Source organism: Thalassospira tepidiphila MCCC 1A03514, from assembly GCF_001662875.1.
Classification (GTDB): Bacteria; Pseudomonadota; Alphaproteobacteria; order Rhodospirillales; family Thalassospiraceae; genus Thalassospira; species Thalassospira tepidiphila.
This window is the reverse complement of record NZ_JPVZ01000016.1, coordinates 1-13,239: the sequence shown is the minus strand read 5'-3', so window position 1 is coordinate 13,239 and position 13,239 is coordinate 1. Positions and strand designations below refer to the sequence as shown.

13 protein-coding genes and 1 tRNA gene are annotated in these 13,239 nt (G+C 55.0%); 5 read left to right on the top strand and 9 right to left on the bottom strand.

Annotated features, from left to right (window positions below; all coding sequences use genetic code 11):
* The first annotated feature begins 51 nt into the window (after positions 1-51).
* A complete protein-coding gene (locus TH4_RS20060) occupies positions 52-444 on the top strand; it encodes a hypothetical protein (RefSeq protein ID WP_064782533.1) in 393 nt (130 codons plus the stop codon).
* A gap of 84 nt (positions 445-528) precedes the next feature.
* On the opposite strand, the gene TH4_RS20055 is transcribed toward TH4_RS20060, so the two are convergent.
* The 3 genes from TH4_RS20055 to TH4_RS20045 all read right to left on the bottom strand — a co-directional run bounded on the left by TH4_RS20055 (position 529) and on the right by TH4_RS20045 (position 3,647).
* The gene (locus TH4_RS20055) at positions 529-1,629 is read right to left on the bottom strand and encodes a TRAP transporter substrate-binding protein (protein WP_064782521.1); all 1,101 of its coding nucleotides are present in this window, start codon (positions 1,627-1,629) and stop codon (positions 529-531) included.
* A 258-nt stretch (positions 1,630-1,887) separates the two neighbouring features.
* Positions 1,888-2,979 (bottom strand): TRAP transporter substrate-binding protein, encoded by a 1,092-nt coding sequence (locus TH4_RS20050; protein WP_064782532.1) that lies wholly within the window; start codon positions 2,977-2,979, stop codon positions 1,888-1,890.
* A 167-nt stretch (positions 2,980-3,146) separates the two neighbouring features.
* On the bottom strand, positions 3,147-3,647 hold the full coding sequence (locus TH4_RS20045) for a hypothetical protein (RefSeq protein WP_064782520.1): 501 nt from the start codon (positions 3,645-3,647) through the stop codon (positions 3,147-3,149).
* A 241-nt stretch (positions 3,648-3,888) separates the two neighbouring features.
* On the opposite strand from TH4_RS20045, the gene TH4_RS20040 reads away from it, so the two are divergent.
* Entirely contained in the window at positions 3,889-5,211 is a 1,323-nt protein-coding gene (locus TH4_RS20040; protein WP_064782519.1) for a globin-coupled sensor protein, read from the top strand.
* Positions 5,212-5,259: 48 nt separating this feature from the next.
* Here TH4_RS20040 and TH4_RS20035 read toward each other — a convergent pair whose 3' ends face one another.
* The gene (locus tag TH4_RS20035; protein ID WP_245228037.1) at positions 5,260-6,129 is read right to left on the bottom strand and encodes a helix-turn-helix transcriptional regulator; all 870 of its coding nucleotides are present in this window, start codon (positions 6,127-6,129) and stop codon (positions 5,260-5,262) included.
* A 340-nt stretch (positions 6,130-6,469) separates the two neighbouring features.
* Here TH4_RS20035 and TH4_RS20030 point away from each other — a divergent pair, with 340 nt between their 5' ends.
* The 3 genes from TH4_RS20030 to TH4_RS20020 all read left to right on the top strand — a co-directional run bounded on the left by TH4_RS20030 (position 6,470) and on the right by TH4_RS20020 (position 10,074).
* Positions 6,470-8,482 (top strand): TonB-dependent receptor domain-containing protein, encoded by a 2,013-nt coding sequence (locus TH4_RS20030; RefSeq protein ID WP_064782531.1) that lies wholly within the window; start codon positions 6,470-6,472, stop codon positions 8,480-8,482.
* Between the two features lie 103 nt (positions 8,483-8,585).
* Positions 8,586-9,731: an ABC transporter substrate-binding protein gene (locus TH4_RS20025; protein ID WP_064782517.1), complete on the top strand. Its 1,146-nt coding sequence runs from the start codon at positions 8,586-8,588 to the stop codon at positions 9,729-9,731.
* A gap of 40 nt (positions 9,732-9,771) precedes the next feature.
* Positions 9,772-10,074 (top strand): DUF2218 domain-containing protein, encoded by a 303-nt coding sequence (locus tag TH4_RS20020; RefSeq protein ID WP_064782516.1) that lies wholly within the window; start codon positions 9,772-9,774, stop codon positions 10,072-10,074.
* A 51-nt stretch (positions 10,075-10,125) separates the two neighbouring features.
* On the opposite strand, the gene TH4_RS20015 is transcribed toward TH4_RS20020, so the two are convergent.
* The 5 genes from TH4_RS20015 to TH4_RS19995 all read right to left on the bottom strand — a co-directional run bounded on the left by TH4_RS20015 (position 10,126) and on the right by TH4_RS19995 (position 13,133).
* Positions 10,126-11,088 carry an energy transducer TonB gene (locus TH4_RS20015; protein WP_064782515.1) on the bottom strand — a complete coding sequence of 321 codons (963 nt, stop codon included), beginning with the start codon at positions 11,086-11,088 and terminating at the stop codon, positions 10,126-10,128.
* Between the two features lies 1 nt (position 11,089).
* The gene (locus tag TH4_RS20010; protein ID WP_008892304.1) at positions 11,090-11,497 is read right to left on the bottom strand and encodes an ExbD/TolR family protein; all 408 of its coding nucleotides are present in this window, start codon (positions 11,495-11,497) and stop codon (positions 11,090-11,092) included.
* Positions 11,494-11,883, bottom strand: coding sequence for an ExbD/TolR family protein (locus tag TH4_RS20005; protein ID WP_008892303.1), 390 nt, complete (start codon positions 11,881-11,883; stop codon positions 11,494-11,496). The genes TH4_RS20010 and TH4_RS20005 overlap by 4 nt, the downstream gene beginning before the upstream one ends.
* Before the next feature lie 23 nt (positions 11,884-11,906).
* Positions 11,907-12,788, bottom strand: coding sequence for a MotA/TolQ/ExbB proton channel family protein (locus tag TH4_RS20000; protein WP_064782514.1), 882 nt, complete (start codon positions 12,786-12,788; stop codon positions 11,907-11,909).
* A gap of 269 nt (positions 12,789-13,057) precedes the next feature.
* Positions 13,058-13,133 (bottom strand) — tRNA-Lys (locus TH4_RS19995).
* Between the last annotated feature and the right edge of the window lie 106 nt (positions 13,134-13,239).

Genomic DNA, 13,239 nt, shown 5'->3' with positions numbered 1-13,239 from the left:
AAAACGGCGCAAATCGTTTTGAGACCAAAGATCAAGGAAAGCGTGGTTCAGATGGCTTCTGATTATGGCTTTTATGCCGGTATCCTGCGGTTCGTCGCAAAAAAGACGGAAACCGATGACGCCGAAATTCGCATCATGATGGGCCATCTGGCCGGGATTGCCGATGCGATTGAACAAAGCGGTCGCTTCATGGTCGAACGCAACAATTGCGAAAGTGCAGCACGCGCCTTTGCCGGCGTCGCCAAGTTCCTTCAGGAACGCATCCTGCCAGAGGCATTGAATGCCGGGAATGAGGGCGCAGTCGAACAGCTTAAATGGGCGATTGAAACATCGCTGGTCCTCGCCGCCGAACTGGTCAAACGCGCGGCAAATGAAGAGCTTAAGGATCAGGACAGGTTCACGTTCGATTTGCCCGCCGCCCCGAACGCACCGACCGTGCACTAAGCCTTTTATGGCAGCGAAGACCTGACAACGAAAAAGGCCGACACCCGAAGGTGTCGGCCTATTTCATTTAAGTTGCCTGATGGCTTAGTACGTGCCGTTGGCAAAAACATTGGCGCGCTGGTTAAGCGCGGTTGCCTCGAATTCCTTGCCGTATGGGGCGGCTTTCTTGGCGAAGTCCATCACGGACGCATAAATGCGACCGGTGAGCTCATTCTTCGCAGCAATTTCTTCAAGCGCTTCTTTGGAGGCCTTGGCAAAAGCATTGATCAGATCGTCATTGAAGTGACGGATCTCGGTGCCTTTTTCAAGGATCGCCTGATAGGACTGAATGTTGTTGAACGCGAAATCCGACAGGGTCTGTTCGGCATTGGCCTGTGCGGCAACGGCAACAATTTCCTGAAGGTCTTCGGGCAGTTCGGCGAACTTGTCCTTGTTGATAAAGACTTCAATGCCCGAACCCGGTTCGGCGAATGCCGGGGTGTAGTAATATTTGGCAACCGATGCGAGGCCAAAGGAATAATCGTTCCAAGGACCAACCCACTCGGCTGCGTCAATCGCACCTGACTGCAAGCTTGGCAGGATGTCGGCAGCCGGCAGAAGCGACGGGGTCGCGCCCAGACGACGCATGGCTTCGCCACCGATACCGGCATAACGGACCTTAAGACCCTTAAGGTCGTCAACCGAGTTGATTTCCTTGTTGAACCAGCCACCGGCCTGAAGGCCTGTGTTACCGGCCAGGAACGGTTTGACGTTGAACTGGGCATAAAGCTCGTCCCACAGCGCCTGACCACCGCCAAAGCGCAGCCAGCCCGAAAGCTCCCAGCCCATCAGACCGAACGGAATGGTGGTGAAGAACGAAACAGCTGGGTCCTTGCCAAACCAGTAATACGGGGTGGAGTGCGCAAGATCGGCAACACCCTGTTCGACCGCATCCATGCATTCCAGTGCCGGGACCAGTTCGCCCGCACCGTAAACGGTGATTTTCAGGCGACCGCCCGACATCTTGTTCACGCGTTCGGCAAACAGTTCGCCGTTCGCGCCAAGACCCGGTGTTCCTTTCGGCCAGGGCATGACCATGCGCCAGTTGATGGTTTCATTTGCTTTGACGATTGATGGTGCAGCGGCAGTAGCGGCAAATGCGCCTGCGGCAACGCCTGCACCGCCCAGAAACGCGCGACGTTTCATTGTGGGGCTCCCAATATTGGTAAAATTTTGCGTAAAAAGTTCACGAAGATAATTTCGTAACCTTGTTTGGGTCCAAAGTTACGGTTTTTGGCGCAGGCAACAATTAACGATTGCGGGATGCAGCATCGCACTGAGCGCATGACATCGACATTTCGTCGATAAATTTTCAACCATAGAGCCAAACAAAAAGGGACTGCCAGAATGGCAGTCCCTGATGGGGGATCGAACCGAAGTTCGATAAAGATTTAAAGGCGGGTCTTAGTAGCCCCAGACCTTTGCACGGTGCATCAAACCGGTTGCCTCGAATTCCTTGCCATACCGTGCAGCTTTCTTAACCAGGTCAAGGTAGCTTGCAGCAATCCGGCCAGCGAGGTCGTTCTGGCCAGCAATTTCATCAACAGCGGCCTTGGAATGTTCGGCCAGCGCCATGATGACTTCATCGGGGAACTGACGCACTTCAACACCCTTGTCGATCAGCGGCTGATAGGACTGGATGTTGTTAAAGGTGAAGTCGGCAAACGTGTTTTCAGCAATCGCCTGTGCGGCAAAGCGAATGATCGCCTGCAGATCCGGTGTCAGCGCGTTAAACTTGTCCTTGCCAACAAAGATCTCAAGGCCCGGGCCAGGTTCGTGGAAGGCCGGGGTATAGTAGTATTTGGCAACCTGATACAGACCAAACGCCATATCGTTCCACGGGCCAACCCATTCGGCCGCGTCAATTGCACCGGACTGCATCGCCGGCAGGATTTCACCCGGCGGGATCATGGTGGCGTTGGCACCGGCACGGCGCATGGCTTCGCCGCCAAGACCGGCATAGCGCATTTTAAGGCCCTGCAGGTCATCAAGCGAATTGATTTCCTTGTTGAACCAGCCACCGGCCTGCATGCCAGAGTTGCCGGCATAGAACGGTACAACATTGAATTCTTCGTAGGCTTCTTCCCAAAGCTTCTGACCATCGCCAAAGCGGATCCAGCTTGAAAGCTCCCACGCGGTCAGACCGAACGGGATGGTCGAGAAGAAGTTAAGGGCCGGGTTTTTGCCCTGCCAGTAATACGGGGTACCGTGCGCCATTTCGGCGACACCCTGCTCGACCGCATCCATGCATTCGAACGGCGGCACCAGTTCACCCGCACCATAGATGGTGATGTTCAGGCGACCACCTGACATCTCCTTGACCATGGCGGCGAACTTTTCGGCGTTGGTGCCAAGTCCCGGGGTTCCTTTTGGCCATGGCATTACCATGCGCCAATTCAGCGTTTCCTGTGCGGATACAACAGCCGGTGCTGCAACCGAGGCAGCAACCGCACCCGCACCCAGTCCGGCCCCTTTTAGAAACTGACGACGTTTCATTTCGATCCCCTTAAATTCTTGTGTTTTGGTGGTTTTTTGCGCAACCACCAACTTGCGGAGGGGAATTTTGTCTAAAACGACTGTCCTTTTCCACTATTTTTGCCGAAATCAGGAAATATTTTTTCTTGCCGCTACGGAATGCTGGCCTTCAGTCCGTCAACAGTGTCTTACGAGCCAAGGTAGCGATTGTAATCGGCGACGAACTGTTCAACCGTGCCCGCCCCAAGCGGCGTGTTGTAATATTGCTTCCAATAGGCTGCCAGCCCGTTGACGTCGTTGGGATCGGTCGGCATCGCGGCTGGTGCCCGGTAGTAGCGAATGCGACAAAGCGCCGTGGCATAGGCCAGATTGGTCGCCAGTTGTGCATCCTTGTCGGGCGTGCCGTCTGCTTGTGCTGGTTGCGGGGCAAGAAACCCGTCCACCTTGGCCTTGAGGTCCGCCCGGTAATCAAGATAGTTTTCATAACAATCATGCAAGGTTGCCGGTTCCATCTGGAAAATTCCCAGCGCCGGACCACCGCCGACCTGTTCAATATAATCGCCCAGATGACTTTCATGGGCCGCCGTCCCCATGATCAGGTTTTCCGCAACGTCTGAGGCAGGCAATCCAAGGGCCGCCAGAACCGGTTTGACGACAAGGGTGCGAAGCTGCGTGGCATTGATTGGCATAGGAGCCTCCATTCGACCAATGGTATAAGGACCCCTATGACGCAGCAGATCGGGAAATGAGAAATCTTTTCTGTTTTTTCTCTTTATCCGCGCAATTCAACACATAGAAGCAGTATTTTAATTCCTTAAAATTGTGCTGAGCTAACCTTTTGGATAGTTAAACTAGACCATCCAGGTCCAACCTAAAGAAACAGCTTCTTTTAAGCGTTCACATTGCTCGTTGTTTCTTGGGGGATCAAAAGTGGTACATCCTGAACTTAAAAGCCGTCTCGACTTTATCGGACTGGACGAACCAAAGATCAAACAGCTCAAACGCGCATGGCCCGTGATTGAAAAAAACCTGCCGGGCATGCTTGATCAGTTTTACCATAAGGTGATGAACAACACGGCTCTGGCAAAAATTGTCGGTGATCCGTCAAACATTGATCGCCTGAAGAATGCCCAGGCCAAACACTGGGCCAAACTTTTTGACGGCGCATTCGATCAATCCTTTTACGACGACGTGCGCCGCATCGGTAAGGCCCACGAACGGATTGGACTGACGCCCGAAGCATATGTTTCGGCCTATAACTTCATGCTTGGCGAAATCACCGCCGTCCTATGCAAAAACTTCAGTCGTGATTCACAACTGCCGTTGATGATCATCGGCTCGACCAATGCGTTGCTGATCGATGTCGAAATGGCGATTACGGTCTATTACGAAGAAACGCAAAAGACCTATGCCGACAAACTTCAGCAAATGTCCGACGAGTTTGAAAAAACCATCGGAACGGTTGTTTCCGCTGTTTCAAGCTCGGCCGAAGATATGTCACAGGCATCTGAAACCCTGTTGGCCAGCATGCAGGAAACCCAGGGCGAAGTTGAAAAGGCCCGTGGCGCTGCTGAACTGTCTGCTGATAATGCCACCACCGTTGCCGGTGCGGCGGAAGAACTTGATAGCTCCATTCGCGAAATCTCAAGCCAGGTTTCGCGGGCCTCGACGATTTCCAACGAAGTTGAAGTGTCTGTACAACAAACATCAGACACGATCGAAACTCTCAATGCGGCTGCCGAGCAAATCGGTACTGTCGTTGACCTGATTGACAAGATCGCAAGCCAAACCAACCTTCTGGCCCTGAACGCCACGATCGAGGCTGCCCGTGCCGGCGAAGCTGGCAAAGGCTTTGCCGTGGTCGCAAGCGAGGTCAAAAACCTTGCCAATCAGACCGCGAAAGCCACCGGTGACATTACCGCCCAGATCAACAATGTGCAGCAAAGCACGGTTGCCGCGGTGAATGCCATTCACGGTGTCGCCGGCCAGATCAGCAACATTGTTGATTCAGTTACCGCGATCTCAGCAGCCGTCGAACAACAGGCCGCCGCCACCACTGAAATCAGTGGCAATATCAACGCGGTGTCTTCGGCCAATCGCGATGTGAACGGTAGCCTGGAAACGGTCAATGGCACCGCACAACGCACCAGCACAGTGGCGCAAAACGTATCGGACGTATCACGCATGCTTAAACAGAATTCCGAAAAACTGCGCTCGGATGTCGATGCATTCATTACGAAGCTGACGTCGTAACACCCATCACTGCCTTCACCCCCGAGGCCGTGCTGCTTAAGCTCGTTGCTAGCGGTCGCGTGCCTCGGACGGCGTGATACCAAACACGCGCTTGAAGGCGGTTGCGAAATTGGCCGGGCTTTTATAGCCCGCCGCCCAGGCGGCCTGCGCAATCGTCAGACCATCCTTTTCCATGGCATCGCGGGCCGCGACAAGACGGCTTTCACGGATGAAATCCTTTACCGTCATACCATAGGCATCCTTGAAGATGCGCTGCATGCTGGTGACACTGATCCCGATGGCGGCTGCAATGGTCGGAAGAGTTTGTTGTTCCGGGTCACTGGCCAGAATGAATTCACGGATTTCCTGTGCACGATGATGGCGATCCAGCGCATCCGGGCCGGAATTTTTGCCAAACGTTGCCGTTTGGTCCGTACCGTTCTGAATGGCGGAGAGTGCTTCGGCAAAAATCTCCAACCCGCGGCTTTCTTCATACAGCTCGCGCATAAGCGGATCCGTTGCATGCGGATAGATCAACTGATCAGCAAGTGCGAGCACGCGGCGTGACGGCCGCCAGCTGCGCACAGAAATACCTGCATTGAAGAAATCGGCGATTTCGCGATAGCGGGCCGGTGACTTGCCAAGCTGACGCAAGACCCAGTCAAACTGTGCCGAAATCATCACCTTGCTGATTTCGCTGCCTTTGTGGATATAACGCCTGACCTTGGAGGGTTGCGGTACTGCCCAGATAAAGCCGACCGGGTGATCCCGCGCATCAAGGTCAACCGGCACACCGTCAAACTCGGCCTGCAGCCGCCCCTTCAGTATAATGGCGACCTTTACCGCCGCGCCGACATGATAGTCGGCGATGGCATCCTTCATCTCCATCGTGTCGGAGGTGTGAATATCAAGAAACGACTGCGTATCGCTAAATGACATGCGCCCGCTCATCAACGCGCCGCGACTTGCCAAGGCGTTCCCGAGCTCGCCTGTTTCCTGAATAAGGGTGCCGCGTTTTTCCAGATGGCTCCTGGTAATAGAGTCACGCCGCGTTATTTGCCGGTGTGCTGTTACCCCCACAAACCTCTCCTGCATCATTTTGAAGTCACAAAGCATCTTTGAACATGCAATCGGCGCCGAACGGCCTTTGCAAAGACATGCTGACGATTTCGCAAACATGTTCGGCGATTTGACAAACATCATTCCTGTTGCATCCCCGCCTGCGAAAATAATATTCACAATCATTCGCATTTGCAATTATATTTCTCAGGGAATGAACATGCCACAGTCACCCTCGCCAGCCTCATCGCCCCGGATCAGCGCCCTTTTGCGCACAACCGTTCTTGCCGGTTTTTCGCTTGCAGTTTTGCCATCAATCACCTTTGCGCAAGAGGCCAACAATGATGAAACCGTGACCAAGCCCCTCGAAGTCACCGCATCGGCCAAATCGGCACAGGGCCTTCCGGGGGGCGTTTCGATTGGCCAGGAAGAACTGGATCGTAAAAATCCGCAGACCATGAAGGATGTCTTTTCATCGGACGCGTCGGTTGAAGTCGGCGGGCCGACCGCCATCGTTCAGAAGGTCTATGTGCAGGGTATCGAGAATACCAAGCTCAACGTTCAGGTTGATGGCGCCCGTCAGGTAGATTCAAGTTTCCACCATATCGGAACAGCGATCATTGATCCGGCGATGCTGAAATCCGTTAATGTTGAATCCGGTGTCGCCCCGGCGGATGCCGGGCCACATGCCTTGGGTGGGTCAATGTCCTACGAAACCCGAGATGCCCGGGACGTCCTTGAGGCCGGTGACACGTTCGGTGGCTGGGGCAAGTTGCAGTATAATTCAAACACCAAGGGCTTTGCCGAATGGCTGACCGTTGCCGGACAGTCAGACGGGTTTGAAGCGCTGGCGTATCTCAAAAACAGCAATCAGGGCAATTACAAAGACGGCGACGGTGATGAGGCGATTGGCACCGCCGATGGCAGCGAAAGCGGACTGGGCAAGTTTGCCTTTACCGGCAATGACGGTGGCCGTTTCGAAGCGTTCGCCAGCCATCTTGAAGATGAAGGTGTCCGCCCGTCCCGCCCGAACTATGCGGTTCTGGCCAACGGCGCAGCGCCCCAATGGCTGTCCTATCGCGATACGTCGGTTGGGGTGAGCTATGTCGATGAAATGCCGTCTGGCCAGTTCGATCCGGAATTCAGTCTGGCCTATAGCCGCACGGTTCTGAACATTCCGGCCCTTCAGGGTGGTGCAAACTTCTATCACGTCAAATCCGATATCCAGTCCATCAACGGCAAGGCTGCCAACAATTTTGAAGTCGATAATGGTGTCATCACCGCCGGGATTGATTTCTATCGCGATGAGGCAACCGGATATCACAATCGATCCCCGCGCAACGGTAGCTATTCGGAAACCTCGACCGATATTGGCGCATTCTCGCAAGCCCGCCTGTCCCTGACCGATCAGTGGCGTGTGTCGTTCGGCGGCCGTGCAGATCAGCAATGGTTCGAAGGCCTGACCGGTGAAGACTTTTCCGAATTCGGACTAAGCGGCAATGCCAACACCGAATATGACCTGACCGAACAGCTGATGGTCTATGGTGGTGCCGGTACGACCTTTGGTGGCCTACCGCTTGGTGAATCGGCAATTTATGAATTCAGTGGCAACTGGAATTATGACGGTTTTGCCCCTTCGCGGTCCTATAACGCAAAGGTCGGTTCGCGCCTTGCGCTTGATGACTGGACGCTGGATGGAAACCTTTTCTACAACCTGATCGATGAATCCCACGATCTGTCGAGTGCAACGCGTAACTCAACCGTCGATCTCGATACCCGTGGTGTCAATCTGTCTGCCATGTATTCCTATGGTCCGGGGTTTGCGCGCCTGACCTATTCCCACACCAACGTCAAAACCGACGGCGGCGTCCCACTGAGCACCGAGGCCTCCTATCAGGGCGTCATCATGGGTGACATGTTCAACTTCGATGCTGGTCATAGCTTTGATAGCTATGGGCTGCGCGTTGGCGGCAATGCGGAATTCGCTCTTTCCGATGACAGTCCGGAAGAACGTGGCAACGAAAAACTCGATAGCTACTTCGTTGCCAACCTCTATGCCGAATGGGTCCCCGGAGTGTTGAACGATGCAGTTACCCTGCGTGTGGATGCGCTGAACATCCTTGATCGCGATTACATCGATCGCGCAACAACCGGTTATGACAGCACGCGCATCAGCGAACCGTTCCACGAACCCGGACGCACTTTCCTGATCTCGGCGAAGGTCGATTTCTAGGACGCGAAGAAACACACATCAAACCGAAATGGGTAGCACATCAGGTGCTGCCCGTTTTGGCGTTTGAAATGCACGAAAAGACAAACCTTCAGGATAACCTGACATGAAAATTCGCAATCTTCTTGCCTTTGCTGCGGCGACACTGATCTGGGGTGCAAACGCGTCCGCTGGTGAAACGGTCACACTGACTGATATTGCCGGACGTGAAGTCACCGTCGAGGTGCCGGTCAAACACATGATCCTTGGCGAAGGGCGTTTCTTGCCGTCCATCGGTATTCTCGATCCGGAAAATCCGGTGCGCTGGATTGCCGGAATGATGGGCGACTTCAAATCGCTTGATCCGGCATCCTTTGCACAATATCGCGAAAAGTTCCCCGAAATTGATGATATCCCGCTCGTTGGTCGTCAGAACGAAGAAACGTTTTCTGTTGAAAAGGCCGTGACAGTCGAACCCGACGTGGCAATTTTTGGCATGTCGGGCGGCCATGGGCCGGGTTCCACCAGCCACGAAGTTCTGTCAGTCATGGGGGCGGCCGACATCCCGGTGGTGATGATCGATTTTCGGGCCAAGCCGTTTGAAAACACACCCAAAAGCATCCGTCTTCTGGGCAAGCTGATGGGCAAGGAAGAACAGGCAGAAGCCTTTGTGAAGTTCTATGAGGAGAACCTTCAAAAGGTCACCTCACGCGCCGCAGAGATAAGCGAAAAACCCAGTGTTTTCCTTGAAAGCCGTGTCGGCCTTGCCGAGAACTGCTGCGAAGCGATGGGTAACGAGATGATCGGCAAGTTCGTTACCCTGGCCGGTGGCGAAAACATCTTTGCCGATACCATCCCCGGCGTAATCAGCCAGATATCGGTCGAACAGGTGATCTTCACCGACCCGGACGTCTATATCACCACGGCCATCGGATCGTCCGGGCTGGATGCGGAAACAAATGCACGTCGCATTGTTCTGGGTGCAAAGACAAATGCCGATCAGGCACGTGCGTCTTTGGCACGCAGTATGGAACGGACCGGCCTGCCGCTTCTGAGTGCTGTTAAAAACAGGAAGGTCTATTCCGTCTGGCATCACATTTATAACAACCCGATCAATGTGTTTGCCCTGCAGGCGATGGCAAAGTGGCTGCATCCCGACATCTATGCCGACCTTGATCCAAACGCCGAACTGGCAACGTTCTTTGAGCGCTTTCAGGCGGTTGATCTGAACGGTGTCTACTGGATCGGCCTGAAGGACGCCCCGTCGCAATAGACCGATCCAACCCCGCAACCACAAACAGAGAGATCGCCAGATGTTTACCACAAAGGGATCGGTCAAAACCGATAAGGCCGCCAAGTATCTTGTCCAGCTGTGCAAGCATTTCGCCCACAAGGTCGAAGTCGATCTGGGCGAAACCACCGGTAATGTGGCATTTCCCATGGGGCCGTGCGTCATTACCGCCCATGAGGATCGCCTAACCTTTGACGGGCAGTCACACAAGCCCGAGGGTATCGAGAGCATGAAGGGTGTGATTATCGTCCATCTCGACAAATTCGCCTGGCGCGAGGCACCACTTGATTATCACTGGGAAGATGGCGAGACGCCTGCCCCCTAAACGCCCGGCACAAACAAAAACGCCAGCCTTCATGGGCTGGCGTTTGTCATTCTAATGAAGCTGATAGGCGACCGGCACGGTCCAGACGACTTGTTGTTCGGTCATCTCGTCGGGGAATGGCGGGAATTTCCGCACCCGTTCGATCAGGCGTTCGGTTTCGCGATCAAGGATGCTTGATCCGCTTGAACTGACCATGCTGGCCTCAAGCACCGTGCCATCGCGCGCAATGACAAGACGAATACGGTTTTCGCCCTCGATCCGTCGGCGCATGGCGCGTTCGGGATATTCGCGGTAGCGCGCCAGCGTTTGAAGAACCGATGCCTGATAATCCACCATCTTGGCATGGCTTGCCGCACCACCACCGCTACCAGCCGATGAACTGGCGGCCTGACTTTGGGTGGTTTCACCCGTCGTGCCCTCTGACTTAACCGAGTTGGTCCGCCCAGAGGGCTGTGGCGTTGGCTGGGCGGCTTTTTCGACCGGCTCTGGCGCCTTGGTCGGTTGCGGGGCCTCTGCCTGCTCCACGGGTGGTTTGGGCTTCATGCGCACCGGCAGGACCTCTGCCAGTTGGTGTTCGACAACCGGCTCGGGTTCTGGTTCAGGCTCCGGTTCGGTAACTTGTTCGATGACCGGTTCTGGTTCCGGAATGGGTTCTGGCTGTTGCTCGACAACTTCCGGCTCTGGTTCCGGAAGAACTTCCGGTTCAGGCTCTGGCTCCGTCTCGACCACTTCCTCTGGGATCGGTTCAGGCTGGGCTTCCTGTTCCGGATCCGGTTCGACAATTTCTTCGGGCACTTCGGCGGCCATGCTGTCGACCGCGTCGGCACTTTGGGTGTCTGTCTCGGCCTCGCCGGTTTCGGCCTGCCCGGCACCCAACGAAATGCTGATGCTTTGTACGGCCCCTGCCCCGCCCCAGCCCGATGGCTGCGGGTCGGGCATGGCAAGCACGATCCCGCCAGTCAGGACAAGACCGGTCAGCCCGGTCGCAATCAAAAGATCAACGCGTTTGGACATGCTATTCCTGCCCCGGCTGCATGGCCGTCATCAATTGAACCTTTTCGATGCCAAGTTCCTGAAGGCGCGCCAGAAGGGTCACGACCTTGGCCCCTTCGACTTCGCGGTCGGCCCGGATTTCAACCGGACGGCCGATATAGTCGGCTGGCAGCATTGACGACAGGCGATCAAGCCCACCCGTCAGATCATCAATCCCGATTTCGCCATTGCTGCCAAACCACAGAACAATGGTGTCTTCCGGCTGGCCTTCGGCCGTTTGGCTTGCGGGCGGGTCAACTTCAAAGGGACCGAGTTTTTGCAGGCTTCCGGCGATCATGAAAAAGATCAAAAGCAGGAAGACGATGTTGATCAAAGGCAGCATCGGTTCCTGAACCGGTCCGTCCTCGGCAATCTGGATGCGGCGTTTCATTCGATGAACTCCACATCCGTAACACCGCCGCGGCCCAGCGTATCCATGACTTCGACCAGTCGCTGCAGATTGGCACCGTTGATCGGCCGTAGGCGCACCGGCGATCCGTCATGATCGCGCAAAAGCGTCGGTGCCAGATTGGACAGCGCAATTGCATTGCCATTGATCGACAGGCCACCATTCACATCGACTTCGACCGTGACCGGTCGGGTATCGCTTTGGCTGGTGGCGCGACCATCGGTGATGCTGACCGACATCTCAAAGCCCTTCCAGTCAAGGAAGCTTGAAGCCAGCATGAAGAAGATCAGCAGGATAAAGACAACATCAATCAGCGGGGTCAGACCGATCATCGGTGTAGAACCGCTGTTGCGTTCGCGCAGCTGCATGGGGCGACTTTCGGAAACGGGTTTTATTCGGCGGCGTGGCGCAGTTCGGAAACGTTTGATGCGCGGCTAAGCGTCTTGCGGGCCAGTTCACCGCGATTGACCACCAGCGTACAAACATCTTCCATCGTGGCGGCGGCACGGCCAATCACGCCCTGCATCCACATATGAAACGCGGTTGCCGGGATCGCGACCACAAGGCCGATTGCCGTTGTCAGAAGTGCCAGCCAGATACCGCCAGACAGCACAGAGGGATCAATACGGCTGCCTGCCCCTTCCATACGCTGGAATGCCTCGATCATGCCCATAACGGTGCCCAGAAGGCCCAAGAGCGGGCTTAGCACGGCAATGGCCGACATGATCCGCAGACCACCATTGAGACCATCAATTTCCTTGCGCGCACGCGATGCTATCAGATCCGATGCTGCTTCACGTTCCTCAGACGAACTTACCGGAAGCATCATGCCCGACAGGGCAATACGCGCGGCCGGATGGCGACGACCTGCCAGAATTTCGGCCGCCTGCTGCTCGTCACCCGATGACAGGTGACGTTCGACATCCTTTACAAAGCCGTCGGCAAAAACACCGCGGCGCAGGAAACCGACCAGCTTATAGAAAAACACCATAAGCCCGATCAGGGCCATCGCGGCCAGAACCCAACCGACCACGCCAGCCCGGTCGACCTGTTCAATCACCGGAAGGCCAACAAAGCCATCCAGCATACCGTTCGACTGGGTCGTTGCCGTCGCATCAATGGCAAGCCCGGTATTGGGGTCCACCATGACAGAACCGTCCGCATTAAGATTTCCGGTCGCAGAGTCAGCCCCCACCGGGACGAGTGCGCCATCGGAAGAAAGCGGCGTTTGCGCATCCGAAGATGCGGCTGATGAATTCACAGGGTCAGACATGTAACTTTCCCGATCACAAAATTGATCACCACCAGACGTCCTGCTCTGGTGCGTTTGAAACTGATTTGCATTCTTTACAGGAAATAGAATTGCGATGCAATCGCAACCAACAGGCCAAAATACATTTTCATGCTGATCCCCTGCCCCGGACAGGTCATTCAGGGCGGGACAGGCTTTGCGTTATCGATCGGGAATTGCGATGGGAAATATGATGGCAAAAGCCGGATATGCAAAACCCCCGGAACTTCTGGGTTCCAGGGGTTTTGAATTGGTGAGCCCGACAGGATTCGAACCTGTGGCCAACTGATTAAAAGTCAGTTGCTCTACCAACTGAGCTACGGGCCCTCAACGTTGGTGAGCGGCGTTTTAATGGGCCAGACGGGATCGGTCAACCCCCCTTTTTATGCGAAGATGCACATCAGCCATGAAAAGACGTCAAATGGTGAAAAAT